The sequence below is a fragment of the Heminiphilus faecis genome (assembly GCF_008728965.1).
Taxonomy (GTDB): domain Bacteria; phylum Bacteroidota; class Bacteroidia; order Bacteroidales; family Muribaculaceae; genus Muribaculum; species Muribaculum faecis.
In genome coordinates, this window is sequence record NZ_VSMC01000002.1 from 42758 (window position 1) to 62650 (window position 19893).

The 19893-nt window shown below is 46.4% G+C and carries 19 protein-coding genes; 6 read left to right on the forward strand and 13 right to left on the reverse strand.

The genetic code is table 11. From position 1 onward, the window contains the following. Positions 1 to 75: 75 nt before the first annotated feature. Positions 76 to 459: a hypothetical protein gene (locus FW767_RS01520; RefSeq protein ID WP_121697820.1), complete on the reverse strand. Its 384-nt coding sequence runs from the start codon at positions 457 to 459 to the stop codon at positions 76 to 78. Between the two features lie 4 nt (positions 460 to 463). Continuing rightward, positions 464 to 1687 carry a site-specific integrase gene (locus FW767_RS01525; RefSeq protein WP_121697821.1) on the reverse strand — a complete coding sequence of 408 codons (1224 nt, stop codon included), beginning with the start codon at positions 1685 to 1687 and terminating at the stop codon, positions 464 to 466. Positions 1688 to 1987: 300 nt separating this feature from the next. On the opposite strand from FW767_RS01525, the gene FW767_RS01530 reads away from it, so the two are divergent. Both FW767_RS01530 and cysK read left to right on the forward strand, forming a co-directional pair. Continuing rightward, entirely contained in the window at positions 1988 to 2833 is an 846-nt protein-coding gene (locus tag FW767_RS01530; protein ID WP_121697822.1) for a hypothetical protein, read from the forward strand. Between the two features lie 41 nt (positions 2834 to 2874). Next, on the forward strand, positions 2875 to 3822 hold the full coding sequence (gene cysK / locus FW767_RS01535) for a cysteine synthase A (protein ID WP_121697823.1): 948 nt from the start codon (positions 2875 to 2877) through the stop codon (positions 3820 to 3822). A 17-nt stretch (positions 3823 to 3839) separates the two neighbouring features. Here the strand turns inward: cysK and lpdA are convergent, their stop codons facing one another. The 8 genes from lpdA to FW767_RS01575 all read right to left on the reverse strand — a co-directional run bounded on the left by lpdA (position 3840) and on the right by FW767_RS01575 (position 13355). Next, complete coding sequence (lpdA, locus tag FW767_RS01540; RefSeq protein WP_121697824.1) at positions 3840 to 5156, reverse strand: dihydrolipoyl dehydrogenase; 1317 nt, start codon at positions 5154 to 5156, stop codon at positions 3840 to 3842. Further along, a complete protein-coding gene (gene gcvPB, locus FW767_RS01545; RefSeq protein ID WP_121697825.1) occupies positions 5138 to 6613 on the reverse strand; it encodes an aminomethyl-transferring glycine dehydrogenase subunit GcvPB in 1476 nt (491 codons plus the stop codon). Before gcvPB ends, lpdA begins: the two co-directional genes overlap by 19 nt. A 12-nt stretch (positions 6614 to 6625) precedes the next feature. Next, the gene (gene gcvPA / locus FW767_RS01550) at positions 6626 to 7963 is read right to left on the reverse strand and encodes an aminomethyl-transferring glycine dehydrogenase subunit GcvPA (RefSeq protein WP_150980272.1); all 1338 of its coding nucleotides are present in this window, start codon (positions 7961 to 7963) and stop codon (positions 6626 to 6628) included. A gap of 24 nt (positions 7964 to 7987) precedes the next feature. Further along, the gene (gene gcvH, locus FW767_RS01555) at positions 7988 to 8353 is read right to left on the reverse strand and encodes a glycine cleavage system protein GcvH (RefSeq protein WP_121697827.1); all 366 of its coding nucleotides are present in this window, start codon (positions 8351 to 8353) and stop codon (positions 7988 to 7990) included. 19 nt (positions 8354 to 8372) lie between these two features. Then, entirely contained in the window at positions 8373 to 9470 is a 1098-nt protein-coding gene (gcvT, locus tag FW767_RS01560) for a glycine cleavage system aminomethyltransferase GcvT (protein ID WP_121697828.1), read from the reverse strand. 7 nt (positions 9471 to 9477) lie between these two features. After that, the gene (locus FW767_RS01565) at positions 9478 to 10446 is read right to left on the reverse strand and encodes a lipoate--protein ligase (RefSeq protein ID WP_121697829.1); all 969 of its coding nucleotides are present in this window, start codon (positions 10444 to 10446) and stop codon (positions 9478 to 9480) included. A 296-nt stretch (positions 10447 to 10742) separates the two neighbouring features. Next, a complete protein-coding gene (locus tag FW767_RS01570) occupies positions 10743 to 11828 on the reverse strand; it encodes a DUF4831 family protein (protein ID WP_121697830.1) in 1086 nt (361 codons plus the stop codon). A gap of 15 nt (positions 11829 to 11843) precedes the next feature. After that, the gene (locus FW767_RS01575) at positions 11844 to 13355 is read right to left on the reverse strand and encodes an NAD(P)H-hydrate dehydratase (protein WP_147438669.1); all 1512 of its coding nucleotides are present in this window, start codon (positions 13353 to 13355) and stop codon (positions 11844 to 11846) included. Between the two features lie 103 nt (positions 13356 to 13458). Here FW767_RS01575 and hpt point away from each other — a divergent pair, with 103 nt between their 5' ends. From hpt to FW767_RS01595, 4 genes are all read left to right on the forward strand, one after another. Continuing rightward, on the forward strand, positions 13459 to 13998 hold the full coding sequence (gene hpt / locus FW767_RS01580) for a hypoxanthine phosphoribosyltransferase (protein ID WP_121697832.1): 540 nt from the start codon (positions 13459 to 13461) through the stop codon (positions 13996 to 13998). Positions 13999 to 14055: 57 nt separating this feature from the next. Beyond that, positions 14056 to 14637 carry an adenylate kinase gene (locus tag FW767_RS01585; RefSeq protein WP_121697833.1) on the forward strand — a complete coding sequence of 194 codons (582 nt, stop codon included), beginning with the start codon at positions 14056 to 14058 and terminating at the stop codon, positions 14635 to 14637. Positions 14638 to 14642: 5 nt separating this feature from the next. Next, positions 14643 to 15221, forward strand: coding sequence for a hypothetical protein (locus tag FW767_RS01590; protein ID WP_147438670.1), 579 nt, complete (start codon positions 14643 to 14645; stop codon positions 15219 to 15221). 304 nt (positions 15222 to 15525) lie between these two features. Continuing rightward, entirely contained in the window at positions 15526 to 16773 is a 1248-nt protein-coding gene (locus FW767_RS01595) for a site-specific integrase (RefSeq protein WP_121697835.1), read from the forward strand. Positions 16774 to 17612: 839 nt separating this feature from the next. Here FW767_RS01595 and FW767_RS13280 read toward each other — a convergent pair. The 3 genes from FW767_RS13280 to FW767_RS01610 form a co-directional block, all read right to left on the reverse strand. Then, positions 17613 to 17957, reverse strand: coding sequence for a hypothetical protein (locus FW767_RS13280; RefSeq protein ID WP_235897954.1), 345 nt, complete (start codon positions 17955 to 17957; stop codon positions 17613 to 17615). 151 nt (positions 17958 to 18108) lie between these two features. Next, positions 18109 to 18783: an HIRAN domain-containing protein gene (locus FW767_RS01605; protein ID WP_121697841.1), complete on the reverse strand. Its 675-nt coding sequence runs from the start codon at positions 18781 to 18783 to the stop codon at positions 18109 to 18111. Continuing rightward, a complete protein-coding gene (locus FW767_RS01610; RefSeq protein ID WP_147438672.1) occupies positions 18780 to 19892 on the reverse strand; it encodes a HipA domain-containing protein in 1113 nt (370 codons plus the stop codon). The genes FW767_RS01605 and FW767_RS01610 overlap by 4 nt, the downstream gene beginning before the upstream one ends. Position 19893: the final 1 nt, after the last annotated feature.

Sequence of the window (19893 nt, forward strand, 5' to 3'; positions counted from 1 at the left end):
AATCAGAGTATCTGTCGTGTTGTTGTACTGACTTGCAGATTTACTGACTGCATTACGTCAGTCCCTCATCCAAATCTACGAGAGGTATTTGGACTTGGCTATATCGGCATTGTTCAGCGAAAAGAAGATGGCGTGTTTCTCTTTTCGCAAGTACAACCTTTTCAGAATGACATTGCGTACCTGCTTCGCTCCGAATGTACCGAAGTGGAAAGCGAGGGCGATTATCGTTTCAAGGTTGTAAAACTCCATGCTACACTTGTCGGATAGGCGTATAATACGTTTTATCTCGTACTCCCTCAATACACCACTCTTACAAAGAGTCTTTATCCCTGCCCGAATGGTCGGGGCGGTGACACCGAACAAATCCAACAGCTCGGATTCGTTCATCCATACATCGGTTGTGTCATTCGGCAAAGTCACATTGCCGAACTCGCTTATGCTTATAATGTTTCTTTCCATAGTCCTATGCCATTGTTGTGTTTCCAAAAGATTGGTTCAGTTTGTCACCGAACATCGTAAGGTCGTGGTCTATTTTCTGCGTGGTTATCTTCGCATAGAGTTGGGTCGTAACGATATTCGTATGCCCCAACACACGGCTGACACTTTCAATCGGCATACCTTTGCTTAGAGCAAGGGTTGCGAACCCATGCCTCGCACAATGGAATGAGATGTCCTTTGTGATTCCGCACTCTTTTATCATCTTCTTCAATGGCTTGCATATAGACCAATAGTTCAGATTCGGGAAAACGGACTTGTCCGTTTGAAACTCCTCGTAACGCTTGATAATCTGCAAAGGGATGTCAAGCAGTTTCACTTGGAACGGGACTTTAGTCTTGTGCCGTTTGGATAATATCCACTTCTCACCGTTCACCTCCACTATATCATCAGTGGTAAGTTCCTTAACATCCACAAATGAAAGTGCGGTGAAGCTGGCAAAAACAAAGATGTCACGGATGTAGGAAAGTTTGGCATCCGCAAATTCGTGTGTCATCAATGTTTTCAGTTCTTCTTCCGTCAGATACTCACGCTCCTTTATATTGGGGCTTATGTGGAATTGGGCAAACGGATTTCTCGGTATCAGCCCGTTGAAGTGTGCACGCATGACCACACCTTTCAGCCACATGCAGTTAGTCCAGATGCTGCCGTTCTGCAGTCCTCTGTCGGTGGAAAGGAAAACGGCAAACTCCTTGATGAAGTCGGGAGTAAGTTCAAGCATAGACAGGTCACTTCGCTTGTAGTTCGCCTTGATGAATGCCGCCACATGGTTTCTTGCACGAACCCTTGCCATGTAAGTCCCTTTTACACGGTCAGTACCCACACGCTTTTGAAATGTGGCATTGTCTTTGTCGAATGCTCCAAGCAATGTCTCATATTCGCTGCCGATTCCTTGATAGGCATTGCGCACCATTTCTGCCGTAACATACGCCTCTCTGTCTGAAATGCGCTGGTAGTGCTTGATGATTTGCGCCTTAATGTTGTCTAAAGCGTGGTTGATGTCCCTCGCTTCAATGCTCTTACCTTTGGCTCGGTTGCCTTTCGCATCCCAAAGCGTTTTCGGAATGGTCTGCTTACAACTGAACTGTGCCACAGAACCGTTGATTGTCACTCGTCCCATGATGGGGACAATACCGTTTTTCTCCTTGCTGCCGTTCACATAGAACAGCACTTTGAATGTACTTCTTGCCATACTCGTTTTTTTGTTTGCAAAGTTAAATATCAACGAGTTAAACCTTGCTACGCAAAACGGTGACAAACGGTGCAATAGCGTCCTACATGTGTTAAATCTTACATCTTCTTGGGTAATGATTTGCAAACCGTTCTCCTGCTATATTCTGCTTTTCCTTGCATTTTCCGCTTTTTCGGTTTGTCCTCATCTGACACCGTAACGACATTGGTACAAAGTCATTTAGCGTCATTTCTCCCATTTTCCGAGGTTATTCCAGCATTTTTACGTAAGTTTGCAGATGTACATAACATCCTTAGCATTATGAGGCCATTAGCAATCATATTTCTATTATGCCATTGTGCGGTACATGCACAGAATACATCAGAAAACAAAGGGCTGCCGGATACTCTTGAGGACCAAGAAAGGGTATCATCTGGCACGCTGCAACAATTTCAGCGCAATTTTCCCCGACATTATGTAGATGTGCAGCGGCCTTTATTTGATTATACGGCCATGCCCCTTGTGTCATGGCATGAGAGCAATACAATGACGTTTCGTCCATCAGACTATGCCATAGGGGGCATAGCACCTATATCCATATGGGAAAGCGGAGCTTTTTACGCATCGGGAAGTGCTGCGTCCATGCCCGGACTTATGGGCATAGAGAGCGGAGCCCTGAATATCACCCAACAGATAGGCGACATTACTTTCACCGGCAGCTTCAATGCCGACAAATACGGCTATTACAGAGGGCTTACCACAACATACGGAGTCAGCGGCAATATAGTATGGCACATAAACGACACATTCTCGCTTACCATATTCGGCTCCCACTCTTTCAACAGCATATACATCAACCCGCAGACACTTCCCTATATGAGGGCGACAAGCTATGGAGGCTATCTCGGCATAAACCTGCACGAACGCTGGGGAGTCAACGTAGGTGCACAACGAGTATACAACTCCGCCACCGGCCAGTGGGAAACCGTACCGATAATGCAACCCTATTACCGGCTGAACAAACGCGACGCCATAGGTGTAGATTTAGGAGGAATATTGTATGAGGTAATACGTGCAAACCGCGACAAACACTTCGGAGGACAAAGAAACCCGACAATGGCACCGCCGATACCTATGGGCCCTCCTCCTGTAAGGCCTCATGAATAACCATGTATATACATCTATAAATACAATCATAATAATAACATATGACACGCATATTCAACAGCATGACAGAACTGATAGGCAATACGCCATTGCTTGAAGTGCATAATATCGAGCAATCGGAAGGTCTTAAGGCCCGGTTGCTTGTCAAAATCGAAGCATTCAACCCCGGCGGAAGCGTAAAGGACCGTGCAGCCCTGTCAATGATAGAGGACGCGGAGAAAAAAGGTATTCTTGAAAAAGGAGCACTGATAATAGAGCCGACAAGCGGCAATACAGGCATAGGGCTTGCATGGGTAGCCTCGCTTAAAGGATACAGAGTAATTCTGACAATGCCGGAGACCATGAGTGTCGAACGCCGCATGCTGCTTAAAGCGTGCGGAGCCACGATAGAACTTACTCCGGGCAGTGCAGGTATGAAAGGAGCTATCGCGCGTGCCGAAGAGCTGCAGAAAGCCAACCCCGGATCCGTGATACTCGGACAATTTGAGAACCCTGCCAATCCCGCCGCCCATGAAGCGACAACCGCACAGGAAATATGGCGCGATACAAACGGCAGTATCGACATATTTGTTGCCACCGTAGGCACAGGCGGCACTCTGTCGGGCACCGCACGTGGGCTAAAAGTTCATAACAGCACCATAACCGCAGTAGGAGTCGAGCCCAAAGGCTCTCCCGTGCTCGAAGGCGGCAACGCCGGTCCACACAAGATACAAGGTATAGGAGCAGGATTCATTCCGGCCAATTACGACAGCACGGTGGTAGACAAAATCATGCCGGTAAGTGACGATGACGCCATGAGAGCATCGCGCATGCTTGCCGAGAAAGAGGGACTACTCGCAGGTATATCGTCAGGCGCCGCATTGTGTGCAGCTATAGAGTTGGCACGCAAAGAGGAGAATTCAGGCAAAACAATAGTGGCATTGTTACCCGACACCGGCGAACGGTATATGTCGACCGACCTTTTTGACTACGACCGCTATCCGCTATAACTATAGCTTCAGATTCGTCAACGGAGCGAGTGGGCAGCATCCCATACAACCTCACCAAGAGTGGGGTGAGCGTGCACGGTATCGGCCACGGTATCTATCGTAAGACCGCCGCTCATAGCTACCGCTATTTCCTGCACAAGGTCAGAGGCATGAGGACCGCAGATATGACATCCGAGTATAAGCCTTGATGCCGGATCTATTATAATTTTCAGCAGACCGTCAGCCTCCCCCATGGCCATAGCCTTACCATTGGAGCGGAACATAGCTTTAGCTGTTTTGAACGCGATATTCTGTTCCTTGCATTCCTCCTCGGTAACACCGACCATAGCACATTCGGGAGAAGAGAATACAGCGGCGGGAATGACAGACAGATTCATATCACCACCCATAAGACAAGCAGCCTGCGCCGATGCAGCGTGGGCCAACATAAGTCGTCCGTTAACATCGCCCACGGCATAGACACCGGGAACGGATGTGGCAAAACCGTCATTGACAGTTATGCCGCGCATGACCTCTATGCCTATCTCGGCAGCACCGTCGGGTATAACGGGCGAGCGACCGGCTGCCATAAGAACCTCTTCAGCCTTAATGACGGCCGCACGTCCTTTAGCAGTGTACTCGACACACTTACACCCGTCAACAGAAATACCAGTTACCGCTGCAGAGGTAATTATATCAATACCGCGACGCGACAACAAATTGTGCAGCCGCTTCGCTATGTCACGGTCAAACCCCGGCAGAATCTCTCGACAGTACTCCACTACAGTCACTTTTACTCCGAACTCGGCCAATATACAGGCAAACTCCACTCCTATGACACCTCCACCGATAACACATATGCTTTCAGGCACCGACTTCAAGGAAAGAAGTCCGTCACTTGTAAGAGCATGTTCCGTCCCCTCTATCGGCAGAACCGAAGCTCTTGAACCGGTGGCAATCACAATCATGGGAGCCTGATACTCCATATCATCCACAACGACAGTATCGCCCGCGACAAAACGGGCCTCGCCGCGCACTATCTCCGCCTTTGAAAGCATCATCTCAACATTGCCGCGCAATTCAGCCACTATAGCGTCCTTACGCTCCAATGCCCTCAACAAGGACGGTGTGCATCCTTCTACATCGACCCCGTAACGAGAAGCTTCGCGGACAGTACGTACAACTTCGGCTGACCGGCACAACGCCTTTGTAGGAATACATCCACGGTTAAGACAGGTGCCGCCGAGCAGGTCACGCTCGATTATAACCGTATCGCGACCTGAGGCGACAGCACGGACGGCCACTTCCATTCCGGCAGGACCGCTGCCAATGATGATTATATCTGATTTTCGCATAACTCCTTGTAGCTGACTATCGGATTAAGAGCCGCACGCGTATCGTCGGGATGCGATATCGGAGTATTATGAGGGGCTGTTTTCACGACATCGGGAGTCTCCGCAGACTCACGTGCTATATCCCTCATGACATCGATAAAACGATCTATGGTCTCCTTACTCTCTGTTTCAGTCGGCTCAATCATAAGCGACTCATGAAACAACAGGGGGAAATATATCGTCGGAGCATGAAATCCATGATCAAGCAACCTCTTGGCTATATTAAGAGTAGTAACCCCGGTAGACTTGTCGACAAGACCGTCAAACACAAACTCATGCTTGCACACCGTATCGACCGGAAGCAGATAAAGATCGCGCAGACGCTCCTTGATATAGTTGGCGTTAAGCGCAGCGAGAGGCCCTACCATGGCAAGCCCCTCCTTACCAAGTGATAATATATAACTCAAAGCACGCACCAGCACGGCAAAGTTGCCGAGAGTACCGGTCACCTGACCGAGCGAGCCGGGAGCCGAATGTTCTATGTCATACAATCCATCGGCATTCTTTATCACACGAGGCACCGGCAACAGGTGTTCAAGACCCTTGCGCACGCCTACAGGACCTGCTCCGGGTCCGCCTCCGCCATGGGGTGTGGAAAATGTCTTATGTAGATTTATGTGCATGACATCAAAGCCCATATCACCCGGACGGGCAACTCCAACCAACGGGTTCAGATTGGCTCCGTCGTAATACATCAAAGCTCCTGACTCATGCACCAATCGGGCTATCTCGGGAATGTTTTTCTCAAAGATACCGAGTGTATTAGGGTTGGTCATCATGACTGCGGCCACAGTATCGTCAAGCAATGGGCGCAGAGCCTCGACATCGACCGTACCGTCGGCCCCGCTTTTGACCTCGACTATACGGTATCCGGCTACAGCAGCACTGGCAGGATTGGTTCCGTGAGCCGAATCGGGCACTATGACCTTATCACGCTTCACATCGCCACGCTCCATATGATATGCCTTTATAACCATAAGCCCGGTAAGTTCACCATGAGCTCCCGCATATGGATTAAGAGTAAACTCGCTCATACCGCCTATCTCTGAGAGAGCCATCTGGAGAGTATAGTATATCTCAAGGGCACCCTGCACAGCCGACACCGGCTGCAAAGGATGGAGAGAAGCTATACCAGCGCCGGCCACCATCTCCTCGTTTATCTTCGGATTGTACTTCATTGTACAAGAGCCAAGAGGATAAAAGCCTGTATCGACTCCGAAATTGTTATTGCTCATGTTTGTGTAATGTCGCACAACCGAGGGCTCGTCAACTTCCGGAAGAGCCGGCGACGAGGCTCGCAACAGTTCGGCAGGCATCTCCGAAAGAGCGTCATGGCATCCGTTGGCGGGAAGTTTGAACCCGCTGCGTCCGTGACGCGAAAGTTCAAATATAAGTTTGCCGTAATATTCTTTATTCATAGCTTTTCCAAATTATAGGGTTGAGGGCATAGAGTCAATAATATCGGCCAAACAGTCGAGATCATCGCGCGACTGCATCTCGGTGACGGCAACAAGCAGTCTATTGTCGGCAAGACGTACACCGGGCAATATACCTTGTTTCATGGCCCGCTGCATAAGAGCGTCGACATCAAAAGATGTCGTTAACTCAAACTCATGCAAAAACGGTTTGTCAGGATAAGACAGACGGGCTTTTCCTCCATTTACGATGCGTTCAGCAAGATAATGAGCTCCGGCGCAACTTATAGAATTAAGTTCCTTAAGCCCCTGCGGACCAAGCAACGACATATAAACCGACACGAAAAGAGCCATCAGCCCCTGATTGGAACATATATTGCTCGTAGCCTTCTCGCGGCGTATATGCTGTTCGCGAGCCTGAAGCGTAAGAACAAATACGCGGCGACCGGCTTCGTCAACGGTAGCTCCGACTATGCGACCGGGCAATTTTCTTATCAACTGACGTGTGCAACATATATATCCCAGATAAGGCCCACCGAAATTCAGAGGCATGCCAAGCGACTGCGCATCACCGGCAGCGATATCGGCACCCCATTCTCCGGGCGACTTCACCGCACCGATAGCCGCAGCCTCACATGTCATGACAAACAACGCCTTGGCAGCATGTACAGTGTCGGCCCAACCACTATAATTCTCCAACACACCGTAACGGTTGGGCGAAGCCACAACCACGCCGGCAACGTCGCCAGACGCCATCTTTTCTTCGAAGTCGGCACGCGAAGTGACACCTTCTTCTTCTGCTAACGTGTCAAGAATAATGCCGTGATAACGTGCATAAGTAGCCATGACTTCACGAACCTGCGGCAAAACGGTGGCCGAAACGAGCACACGGTTACGCTTGCGGGAAGCCGCCACTGTCATCATCATAGCTTCGGCAACAGCCGTAGCTCCGTCATACATAGACGCATTAGACACATCAAGGCCGGTCAACAACGCCATCATGCTTTGGTACTCAAATATATACTGGAGCGTACCTTGCGATATTTCAGGTTGATACGGAGTATAGGCTGTGAGAAACTCCGAGCGTGACAATAACGCCGGAATAACGGCCGGAGTATATCTATCATACCAACCGGCTCCGGCAAAACATGTCATAGGACGGTTCTTTTCACCAAGTTTCTTAAAAAAGTCCCGGACCTCTTTCTCGCTCTTCTCCGACGGAAGGTAATATTCACGACCGAGCAGTAACGAATGTGGAACATCGGAATACAACTCATCAAGGCCGTGCATAGAACAGGCGACTAGCATTTCCGATATATCATCAGGGGTGTGAGGCAAATAACGATGCGACATAACTATGATACGATTATATAGCCATCAATGGCACAAAGCCTTATAATCCTCCTCGCCGAGAAGCCCGTCAAGTTCGGAAGCGTCGGAGAGTTCGACCTTTATAATCCACGTGTCCATGGCATTCTTGTTTACAAGACCGGGATTATCGACAAGTTCTTCGTTTACCTCAATCACAGTACCGCTTACGGGCGATATCAGGTCACTGGCAGCCTTTACACTCTCTATTGCGCCGAAATCCTCGCCGGCCACAACTTCGTCATCGACTTCAGGCAAATCGACATACACGACATTGCCCAACTGTGACTGCGCATAATCAGTAATGCCTATCAGACCTATATTGCCTTCTACTTTTATATACTCATGACTCGGAGAATAATAAATCTTATCCATAACGTTATACTTTTATTGATTAATTCTTATAATTTTTTCTATAAAACTTCTTTTTTACCACCACTGCTGGAAATGTTTTGCGCCTTATGCGTACTTTTAGCGATGTACCCAATGCAGCGTACTCCGACTTCACAAGTGCCATGGCAAGACTCTTGTCTACCGATACGGCATGATAGCCGGTCGTGACAGCACCTACCACATTGTCATTTTCGTCAAGCACCTCATAACCATGCCGCGGAATGGCACGGTCAAGCACCTCAATTCCCACCAACTTGCGAGTGACACCGTCGCGTTTGAGCGCCTCCACAGCCTCTTTGCCTATAAACTCGGGTTTGTCGAGCTTCACGAAAATACCAAGTCCGGCCTCAACCGGCGATATGTCGTCGGCCAATTCATCGCCATACAACGGCAGCCCCACTTCAAAACGCAAAGTGTCACGACAACCGAGACCACACGGTTTCACCTTGCCGGAATCCATCAGCTTGTCCCACATCATGCATATCAATCCATGAGAAGCATATATCTCAAAACCGTCTTCACCCGTATATCCCGTGCGGCTTACGATAACGTTCTCATCATCGACCGAGATAGTTTTAAATGTATAGAAGTCGAGCGAAGCACAGTCAAGGCCAAGAACTTCTGTCATAACCTGCTCCGATGCCGGACCTTGAACGGCAATCTCGCCGAGTGCGTCACTCATATTTTCCACCGCCACGTCAAAGCCGGCAGTGTGTCTATTAATCCAGTCAAGGTCTTTTGATATATTTGAGGCATTTATTACGAGAAAAAAATCATTGTCGCCTCGTTTGTATACCAAAAGATCATCAACTGTACCCCCATCGGGATGCAGCATCATGCCGTAAAAGCATCGGCCTGCCGCAGCTCCGGAAACATCATTGGTAAATATGTGGTTGACAAAACGTTCGGCATCAGGCCCTGTAACACACACTTCACCCATGTGGGAAACATCAAACACACCGCACGCAGTTCTCACGGCATTATGCTCTTCAACTATTCCGGAATATTCAATCGGCATAATGAATCCGCCGAAAGGACTCATTCTGGCCCCGAGAGCCACATGGTTGTCATAAAGACATGTCTTTTTGTTCTCTTCCATCGTAAGATTACATTAATATATCTATCATTTGTTTTCTTCGCAATCCGGCCACAACCAAGCCCGGCTCTACACAGGCAAGCGCCGCAGTAAGCGACTCACGATCATATGATACACCCCTAAGATACTTCAATAACCCTTCATCAAGATCTCCGACCAGAAAAAAGTCGCCGGAAATGTTTATACTCTTTATAACTCCGTTTTTAAGTTCTATATCGGTGGCGAACTCTCCCACTCCGTCAATACGGCGGGTCACATGAGTTGTACAGCGTGGATTGCGCCCATATATCCAAGCATCAGTGTAATAAGGTCGCGACATCTCTTCAATAGCCGCGACATCTGAATTATCAAGAGCTATAAGTCCTTCGCAAAGATAACCGCGAACATATTCTTTAAATTCATCGACAGGCATGTCAAGATGTTCTCTCAAAGTCGTTATGCGACTCTTTACCGAACCGACCCCCTTCGACTGCAACTTTGTGCCTGAAGGCGAGATAGCCATTGCCATATTTTCAAGATCGGTATCATACAGCATCGTACCGTGCACTATGCTACGGCCCGGTATGTGATAAAAAGCGTTTCCCGACACTTTACGATCACCGATAAGCACGTCATTGCGTCCGGTAGCCGAAGCCTCGACACCAAGAGAGCCAAGCATGGATGCTATACGTGAGGTGTAGGATGAAAACACGGTAATTATGTCATCGCACGATACAATATAGCTGAACATTATGTTATCCATGTCGGCATATACACATCCGCCGCCGCTTTTGCGGCGATAAAACCCTATGCCTTGTCGGTGACAGTAATCGGTGTTGACCTCACTGTCCACAAGCTGATTGCGCCCGAAGATGACGGTAGGGGTAACCTGCCACATGAAAAACAGGTCTTCGGAGTATCGGCGTGCTACGTATTCCTCCATAGAAAGATAGAACGGCAATGGCCGCACTACATTATCGGGCAGGGAGACGTATTTCATGACGGTTCGTGTTTACGTGGTATAACGATTACTTCCCAAAGGTATAAAATGTTTTTTTGAAATGCAAAAACAAAATCCGGATACGCTCGCGCGCGGCCGGATTTCTAACCTATGATTCACTTATTTGTTGTTGCTTGTTTTCTTAAAATCAAAAAAATATCCGATGATTTGTCATCGGATATTTCAGAGTATACTATTTTGTCCTGTTTCTTACGGTATCCGATTCTGTTTAGCAAATTTAAGACTTAATCTTAAATTTTGCAAACAAGAGCCGAGATATTAAACTATTTTAACGATTACTTGGTGCCAAGCTCCTTTATTGCTCCTGTGACGGGATCAAGCAACAGATAAGCCGGAGCTTTCTTATCGGTAAACATTTTAGGATCAAGTCCGAAAACGATACCGTACTGGGCCACATCCATAGAACCTTCCCAACAAGTCTCGCCACGGAAGGATATTTTCACAGAAGCGGCACCGGGTATACAATAAGCCACTCCTCCTTTAGGAAATTCCTTAGTCTCACCTTTGTCGTTGACAGGCATCTTTCCCCGATCGGTTATATTTAACGACAACGTTATCGGGTCGCCCGACAAGTCATCGCTGTCAACTATACCATCAAGAGCCGATACTCGCGCCAACACATAACGGGTAACTTCGTCATGCGGTATATATGTAAACGTCTTTACAGCAGTCTCGCGTTGTTCAGTTCCGACAAACATAGCAGTCAAAGCGGCTTCCTGCGCACCTATCTGATCCATGACAATCTGCATGGCTGTTCCGTCGGGCGGCATTTGATCGGCTTGACCGGTAATAAGATCACTACGGCTTTGACGGAGTTCGTATATGCGCTTGGCGGCAAGTTCCGCGCGCTTTGCGCTTGACTGGCTCTGAAGCATCTCTTCACTTATCACATAGCGGGCGGCTTCTGTATCAAGAGGTGTTGAAGACAACCCCACAGGCTCTGGAAGTACCGGGGCTTCAGGCAAAACCACATCCTCGGTATTAATTGCTACAGGTAGGTCGGCATTGTCCATAACCACATACGGAGCAGTACCTCCCTTGAACTGCATCAGATAGCGTTCACCCCCGTTGGCAACACCACGGGCATTTACTATGACCTTCTTGACAGTCCATGACTCTGACGGCTCTGACACCGGATCACTGACATTAAGGTACTTTTTGGCATACATATAGAACTCGCCCGGACGCTTAACCACACGCTCCGCCACGACAGTCACATCAAGCACTGTAGTTGGAAGCGAGTAGACAAGACCGTAATCATTGGCTTTGGTCGCCTGAAACTTCTGCGTGGTCTGCGCGACGGTCACAACCGACGACGCAAGCACACAAGCGAGTGACAACACGATATATCTCATATTCATTTTTATTTTACAATTTCAACACATTATATCACGGATAGCGGTACCGATACGATCGGCAATATCGGTAGCAAGCACTCCATACTCGCCATGAGTCTCTGCCGCCAACTCACCGGCATAGCCATGGATAAAGGCACCGAGAGTAGCGGCGATATCGGGGGAATAGCCTTGAGCAAGCAACGCTGCAATCACTCCGGTAAGTACATCGCCGCTGCCGGGAGTAGCCAACGCCGGGCCTCCGCTACAACTAAAAAGTATACGTCCGTCAGGACGCACAACCGTGGTATAATAACCTTTCAACAGTATAATTATGTCATAGTACGCGGCCTTTTCGACCGCAGTCTTTATACGCGCTTCCATGCAATTATGTTCACCAAACAAACGGTCAAACTCACCGGCATGCGGAGTGAGCACAGACATGGGCGGAATGGTATTGAGGATAGTCGGGCGTTCGGCTATGCAGTTGAGTGCGTCAGCATCAAGAAGCAAAGGCTTCTCTGCATGGTTGACAAATGTCTCCACAGCCCTTACCGTAAGGTCATGTGTGCCCATGCCCGGCCCCAAAGCCACTGCATCATATTTGTGCCGCAGATTTATCTCCGTTATGCCGCCGTCATTACGATCGACCTGTACCATGGCTTCGGGAACTTCTGACTGCATTACAGTAAAACCGCAACGCGGAATGTGCAACGTAAGTTTTCCTACACCGGACCGCAAAGCTCCGCGGGCACACATCTGAGCGGCACCAAGCATACCGTAACTGCCGGCCACAATCATAGCCGAGCCATAGTCGGCCTTGGACGAAAAGCGGCTGCGATGGCGAAGCACACGTTTGGCGTCGTTCTTCTCAAGAAGGAAGAACCTCGACTGCGTATTGCGGGTTTCCTGCTGGCTTAGTTCTATGTCAAGGACTTTCCACTCTCCTAAAAACTCGGCATTGTCGGCAATAAAAAAGGCCACGCGAGGAAATTGAATAGCAAGAGTAAGATGAGCATGAATGACGTTGCGGCGCAAAGTGTCTTCATTCCATTCAGCCATAAGGCCCGAAGGCACGTCAATAGACACAATCGTGGCCTTGGACTCGTTTATATAGTCGACAAAAGATCTGAAACCACCTGTAAGAGGCTCTCGCAATCCAGAGCCAAACAAGCCGTCAATGACAAGTGCGTCAGGCGATATAAACGGCGGATTGAAGTCTCCGGTCACTTCAGTAAAATTTACATCTCCCAAATCAAGCAACCGTTTACGACTATGGATGCACCCTTCGCTCAGACGCCCGAAGACATTGAACAACAATACCTGCACGTTATAGCCTTGCTCCAGCAGCATACGCGCCACGGCAAGAGCGTCGGCGCCATTGTTGCCCTGACCGGCGATAACCCATACATTTTTGCTCTGCCTCCACCGCGACATAATCTCGCACGTTATGGCGGCAGCCGCACGTTCGATGAGCTCATCGGAGGTCACACCCTCGTTTTCAATCGTATATTTTTCGATCGACCTTATCTGATCGTTTGTAAATATTTTCATCGTGCACGAAAGCTGTATCTTGTAAATGTCTTCCGCAAATTTACAAAATATTATGGCGCGGTAAAGAATATTTTCAGTAAATTTGCGCAAACAAAAAAACGGAATGGATAAAGTGACTTACAACGGCATGACTTTTGTGCCCTATATTAAGGAATCAACCATACAAGGACGCATAACCGAAATTGCCGCGCAAATAACCAATGACTATTCAGGACTACGCCCTCTTTTTCTATGTGTGCTCACGGGAGCATTTCCTTTTGCCGCCGATTTATTCCGGTCAGTTGGCATAGATGCCGAAATATCGTTCATCAGGCTCAAAAGCTACGAAGGCACCTCAACAACCGGCAAAGTAAAGGAGGTCATGGGGCTTACCGAGAATCTCGAGGGACGTGATGTGATAGTAATTGAAGATATTGTCGATACCGGCACCACAATCAAGAAACTTGTCGAAGACCTTAAAGCCAAGGGAACGGCATCGGTCAAGGTGGCGTCATTACTATTCAAGCCAGAGTCACTGCTTCATGATGTAAAGCCCGATTACACAGGGTTCTCCATTCCGTCAAAATTTATTATAGGCTTCGGACTGGATCTTGACGGGCTGGCCCGCAATCTGCGTGATATATACGTGTTGGAGGAGAAGTGATTTCACCTCCAGCCCCAATCATAAATTTTTACGATATCTATTCAATTTTTCAGTGACATGTTCAACATTGTGATTTTCGGTGCCCCGGGAAGTGGCAAAGGTACTCAGAGCGAGAAGCTCATTGATGAATACGGACTTTTTCACATATCAACGGGAGAAGTTCTGCGCGACCACATAGCACGCGGCACGGAACTCGGCAAGATCGCCGACTCATTCATTTCACAGGGACAACTCATTCCCGATGACCTCATGGTGGATATACTCGCCAATGTTCTCGACAGCAATCAGGAGACGACCAAAGGAGTGATATTCGATGGATTTCCACGCACAATTCCTCAGGCAAAGGCCCTGAAAAAGATGCTTGAGGAGCGTAACTCTAAGGTTCACGCGGTAGTAGGACTGGAGGTAGACGATAATGAACTTGTAGACCGCCTGCTTAAACGTGGTCGCCAGTCAGGGCGTAGCGACGACAATCTTGAGACCATAAACCAACGGTTAAAAGTGTATCATGACCAGACATCGCCCCTGCGCGACTATTATCTCTCCGAAGGCAAGTATCATTCTATCCACGGCAGCGGAAGTATCGACGACATTTTTACCACAATCAAACAGTCGCTTGAAAGAGCCGACAAAGATTGATGCCCATGCGCGCCGACACATTCAACAATAACATAGCCTCGGTCTATTCATCGCTTCAAAAAGGCGATAAGGTCGAGGCTTCAATGCTTATCGAGGAGATACTTGGCGATACTTTCCGTCAATGGCGCCTTACACCCGACGACGAAACGGCATGCGAACTGATAGCAGCCACATGCGCCTACGCTACCGTTATGACAGCCTCACAGCGTTTTCATGACGCCTACTCCGCGTGTATGACTGCACTTGCCTACACATCCAAAAGTACGGTCGACCCGTCGGGAATGCTCGCATTGTGTCTTGTGACATGGCAAATATTTGAAAAAGCGCTTCAGACATCGCAACCGACAGAAAACACTGCGGCAAAAGAGCGTGTAGGAGAAATAACATCATCGCTCGGCACTATGCTATACCATTATTACTACGCTACAGGACATATGAATCCTGAAGATGCAGCTCTCGCCGACGCCTATTCTGCTCTGCGCGTCATCATGAACCTTGTCGAGATATCACCTGACATGCCAGACCGCACCCCACTTGTAGCCAAAATACTACAAGCAAGCGAGTCTATAGGTCTTATCCAATAGGGTACTCAACGCTATATACGCGTGCAAGCCTCTTTGTTTTTCTCGCATCCCGACATGAAAATTTACCAGATTTCTTTGATGGAAAAGTCGAGATAAGGCAAATGAGCTAATTATGCTTGTTATCAATGCTATAGCAATTATCCATGTTGCGGTGATTTTCCTGCTTTTGACCCTATTTTCTCAAAAAGTACACCTTTTGTACCCTTGATTATGGACTGTAGGGAGAGGGTAAATGTTAAGGTCTGTAAACGGCGATTTTCAGATTATTATACCTCGGATTATCTTTGCGCAAAATTATAATTGCATGGCAAAATTAGAAAATCACAAGAAGCAGAATCCCAAACTCCGACAGTCGGAACTGAGCGACGGACGTGCCAGCCTCTACCTTGAATATTATCTTGGCAGAAGTGAAACGTCTGTACTTGACAAGGACGGCAATCAGGTGTTTTACACCGAGGGAGCGATGGCGGGTAAACCGAAATATCAAATCAAACATTCCCGCAAGAAAGAGAACCTAAATCTGTATATCTGGCTTCATCCCCGCAACCAGCAGGAGCGGATGCAGAACAAGAATACTCTCTCCCTTGCTGAAAAGATACGTTTTGAACGTGAGCAATCTTTCCTGGAGGACAGGGAGGGGTATCGACTCCGCAAGGATATGGACGAGGACTTTCTTGAGTTCTGCAAAGAGTTCATCAAATCTCCGTCACTCACGAAATATACCCGCATAACGCTAAGGCAGGGTCTGCAAAAATTCATGGCCTTTCTTGCCGACACGCCGAGATATTCTCTCTACAAGAATAATCTCAAGATGACGCAGCTGACGGTTGGCATGGTGGCAGCTTATGTGGAGTATCTGAAAGAGAACGGAACAGGCGACGGTCCGAAAATCTATTTCCGGATGTTCAAACGGATGGTTACTGCTGCCGTTGACAAAGACCTCATCAAGAAAAATCCGTGCCGTGGTTTCGTGTTGAAGAACGATAACATGACGCTTCAAAAGGAGATTCTTCTGCCAGAGGAAATACAGCAGCTTGTTGCGACACATTTTGAAGGCGAGAAACCGGAGATTCACCGTGCATTCATCTTCGGGCTTTACACCGGGGTGCGTTGGTGCGATACCAGTCAGCTCACCTACCGCAATGTGGATTACTCAACCCAGACATTGCGTTTTCAACAGCAAAAGACAAAAGACCACAGTAGCCGAAGCTGGGTAATCGTTCCGTTGAACGACACCCTTATCCGTCTGATCGGTGAGCCGGATAACGACAACTTTGATGAACGGATATTCAAACTCCCGCATTACAACATCTGCAACCTGTATCTGCGTAAATGGGTAAAGGCGGCAGGCATCAAAAAGAAAATCACATGGCATTGCGCACGCCACAGCTTCGCGGTGAACGTCCTTACCAAAGGAGCCAACATCAAAACAGTATCGAGCCTCCTCGGACACACTTCCATAAAGATGACAGAGCGATACCTCCATGTCGTTGATAGCCTGAAACAGGATGCAATCAACTCCCTCGGTGAAATCAACTATACACCGATATAAGGTGGCACCAGTCATACCTAAGCCGATAAGTCCGATGTGATTTGTCGGCTTTTTTCCTTTTCGCCGCCAATCACAATGAAAACAAAAAAGAAAAAATGGAGCATGAAAATCGGCAATGGGGATTACGACTTTGGAGTAAGACCAACTAATATTCTGCAAGGGTTTTGAGCTGCAAAATCAGTTTCGTGCAGCTCAAAACATACCTTGCAGAATCCCGACGGATTCCATTGCGACTGACAAAATCAGAAGGCTTGATAGCACCAAATTACAATAGACTACATACAGAAAAGGCTACTGTTATCGAAATAGCCGACTGTTTCAATTACTTGGAACATCAATATTGGTAAAATTCACCTTCATATAAAGATGAGAATAAGATTTGGCGAAAGGCAGTTGATATGTCAATACGCGCTATATAATGCTTTTGAGATTTTGATTCGGTTAAAGCGCATTGTTACAAGTAGTTATTTATTGAAGTCTTGATTGCAAAGATGCTGTTAGTACGTATTGACGTATGAACGTACTGACGTATTGACGTATGAACGTATTGACATATGAATGTACTGACATATTGATGTATGAACCTCTGAGCGTATGAACGTATATACAGATGCTTGTATGAACTTATGAGCAGATGGATGTCAAGCCTTATGGATGAATGACAGGAAGGATTGCCGTTTGAATGTCTTACTGATTTGCCATTCATTCAGATTATTGCCCGTCTGACTTACCATCTGACCTATTGATATACATACCTTACAATCAAAACCAGTCGGATTACAGCTAATCAACACACATCCGACCGTTTTTTCAGTCGGATGCGATAAAAAACGGTCGGATCATGGCTGTTTTCGGTCGGATGGGCTTGAAAGCAACCATCTAAGTCCGATACGTTCAATCGTCCCTTCTTCATTCATTTCAACAAGAAGCTTCCCCAAATATCGGAGCTGTTGCTCCTGTGACTTATTGGAAGGCAACAAGTCCTTAAGGTAATCATATATGATCTCTCGGCGAGCGCCATCTTTTCCTGCATTCTGCAATAATGGCAGAACCATCTGTTTTAATCTGGCTTTATCTAAACCTTTTGCTTTCGTATATTGCGGGAGCTGTCTGGAGGCTTTGGCTACACCAAGGGATATGGTGTAGTTCGGGGCTTCTCCCTCAATCAGACCACGCTGAATCATGTCCTGCGCGACTGTTTCGTCTATACGATATCCCCTTTGGATAGCGTCAAGCGAGATAACTCTTAAATGTTCGAATGGTGCAACGCCAAAGCGACAAGTCAATGTAAAACAAGACATTTCTGTGGTGTCTAAAGGGTCTTCACTCTTTATATCAGTATACTACCTTTACATATAATTTGGGGTATACCGCATTATTTACAACTTTGTGAACTGTTAATTTAATGCCATTTTTTCGTCCTTTGAATAGATAGTTATGTCCTCTTTTAATCCAACCAATAGGATTACCATCATATAATACTATAATGGCAAAGGGATCTTTAATATTATCAGGTTGTTTCTCAAATTGAAGTCTATCACCAGACTTAAGTGCGGAAATATCATATTTGGTAATTGTAAGACCGGCAATATCTGTAATAAAGGCTTGTTTATTTTTACTTTCTCGTTGAAACGAGGGTACAAATTCAAACATATCAGACATTGACATTCCCTGAGTCATGGCCAACAGCATAATAGGGTCCGAAGCCAAGTTGTCATCTAAAAGCCAAAAGTCTAAGAGTTCTTTGCGGTCTTCACGCTCTAAATTTATAAGACGTAAAGCAAATAAACTTTTGAGATAATCCGAATCTTCTATAGGAGATTCAGAAAATGGTATACCCGGGTAACCTGAAAATTCAGGAGATTTTCGTTTTGCTTCTTGTAAGCCTTCTTTATCATATAAGAATGAAATGTTACCATTACCCGACACAGTAATATGCCCAATGGAAACTCGACTTTCTCCTCTTGAAGAACGCCACATAACCGATATTTTCCTAAAAGGATATTTCATATTGGTATATTGTTGTATATGTGAGTAATTCGTGAATCTATAATTTTAACAATTAGTCGTTTGCGAAGTTCAGAGAGCCTATAGCTCTCAAAACCTGTTGGTGGCAAAGAACAATCAATGTTATTGACTATTCTGGTAAATTTCTCCTTATTATATCTATTCAAATGATTAGATAAAAAGTGAGCGCATTCTTCTGGATAATTCTCTAATAAATATACAATAGTATCATTGAAAGTCGTTTTTCGTTCAGATACCCGAATATCTGGGCAGCCATTAGAAAAATATTTTTCAAAACTTCTTGAATTATCTTGAAGCATAACTTGTAAACGGTCTTCTGATATTTCTCGTCCTAAACTACTGCCATTGTCAAAAAATGGTGCAAATTCATATGTATTATCATGAATTAATCTAATTGTTTCCTCCCGAGTGAGATTAAATTCCCGGTTAAAATATGCAAAGAATAGTCTTCTATTTCTTCTAAACTCAAGCCATTCATTACGTAATTCTTTATTGATTAGTAGTTCTAAAAACTCTATGAATGAAAGTTTTCTTGTTATTGCATCATCAAGTTTTAATAATGTCTTGTTCTTTTTTATTAAAGCCCAATTCTCAGAATGTCTATCCGTATTACCAATGATACAATCAAATAAGAGCATCTCGATAGCAATTCTCTTAAATTTGCTGATTCCTATTCGGGCTAAACTTTTTTGGACTAAATCTAAAAAATGCTTTTGCTTGTAATCTGGATCCACGGGGAAAGAAGGCATTACATTGGCGATGATGCGAACACCTTCAGTTATTTCTTCATCATCTTTCGCCATGTTTTTTGATATGCACCCTAAAACATTTTTGTAAGCAGCGATGTCATAACGAAGAACAGGCAATTTAAGCATCGCACCTAATTGATAGGCTACAATTTCCGACCAAAACTCTGATGGAAACTCTTTGACGACTTTGCCATCAACGATTTTTTTTAATGATGTTTTGAAATAGTAAGATTCATTATTAGGACTTAACACAACAAATTTACTTCGTGTACCCGAAGTGTTCATTTCATATAGTCTTTCCCAATCATCTATTACAAATAATCGAGGATATGAATCAGCCATC

Excerpts from the sequence above, each read along its gene's own strand:
- FW767_RS01520 (WP_121697820.1), bottom strand. The coding sequence starts at position 459 with ATGGAAAGAAACATTATAAGCATAAGCGAGTTCGGCAATGTGACTTTG.
- FW767_RS01525 (WP_121697821.1), bottom strand. The coding sequence starts at position 1,687 with ATGGCAAGAAGTACATTCAAAGTGCTGTTCTATGTGAACGGCAGCAAG.
- FW767_RS01530 (WP_121697822.1), top strand. The coding sequence starts at position 1,988 with ATGAGGCCATTAGCAATCATATTTCTATTATGCCATTGTGCGGTACAT.
- cysK (WP_121697823.1), top strand. The coding sequence starts at position 2,875 with ATGACACGCATATTCAACAGCATGACAGAACTGATAGGCAATACGCCA.
- lpdA (WP_121697824.1), bottom strand. The coding sequence starts at position 5,156 with ATGCGAAAATCAGATATAATCATCATTGGCAGCGGTCCTGCCGGAATG.
- gcvPB (WP_121697825.1), bottom strand. The coding sequence starts at position 6,613 with ATGAATAAAGAATATTACGGCAAACTTATATTTGAACTTTCGCGTCAC.
- gcvPA (WP_150980272.1), bottom strand. The coding sequence starts at position 7,963 with ATGTCGCATCGTTATTTGCCTCACACCCCTGATGATATATCGGAAATG.
- gcvH (WP_121697827.1), bottom strand. The coding sequence starts at position 8,353 with ATGGATAAGATTTATTATTCTCCGAGTCATGAGTATATAAAAGTAGAA.
- gcvT (WP_121697828.1), bottom strand. The coding sequence starts at position 9,470 with ATGGAAGAGAACAAAAAGACATGTCTTTATGACAACCATGTGGCTCTC.
- FW767_RS01565 (WP_121697829.1), bottom strand. The coding sequence starts at position 10,446 with ATGAAATACGTCTCCCTGCCCGATAATGTAGTGCGGCCATTGCCGTTC.
- FW767_RS01570 (WP_121697830.1), bottom strand. The coding sequence starts at position 11,828 with ATGAATATGAGATATATCGTGTTGTCACTCGCTTGTGTGCTTGCGTCG.
- FW767_RS01575 (WP_147438669.1), bottom strand. The coding sequence starts at position 13,355 with ATGAAAATATTTACAAACGATCAGATAAGGTCGATCGAAAAATATACG.
- hpt (WP_121697832.1), top strand. The coding sequence starts at position 13,459 with ATGGATAAAGTGACTTACAACGGCATGACTTTTGTGCCCTATATTAAG.
- FW767_RS01585 (WP_121697833.1), top strand. The coding sequence starts at position 14,056 with ATGTTCAACATTGTGATTTTCGGTGCCCCGGGAAGTGGCAAAGGTACT.
- FW767_RS01590 (WP_147438670.1), top strand. The coding sequence starts at position 14,643 with ATGCGCGCCGACACATTCAACAATAACATAGCCTCGGTCTATTCATCG.
- FW767_RS01595 (WP_121697835.1), top strand. The coding sequence starts at position 15,526 with ATGGCAAAATTAGAAAATCACAAGAAGCAGAATCCCAAACTCCGACAG.
- FW767_RS13280 (WP_235897954.1), bottom strand. The coding sequence starts at position 17,957 with ATGATTCAGCGTGGTCTGATTGAGGGAGAAGCCCCGAACTACACCATA.
- FW767_RS01605 (WP_121697841.1), bottom strand. The coding sequence starts at position 18,783 with ATGAAATATCCTTTTAGGAAAATATCGGTTATGTGGCGTTCTTCAAGA.
- FW767_RS01610 (WP_147438672.1), bottom strand. The coding sequence starts at position 19,892 with ATGGCTGATTCATATCCTCGATTATTTGTAATAGATGATTGGGAAAGA.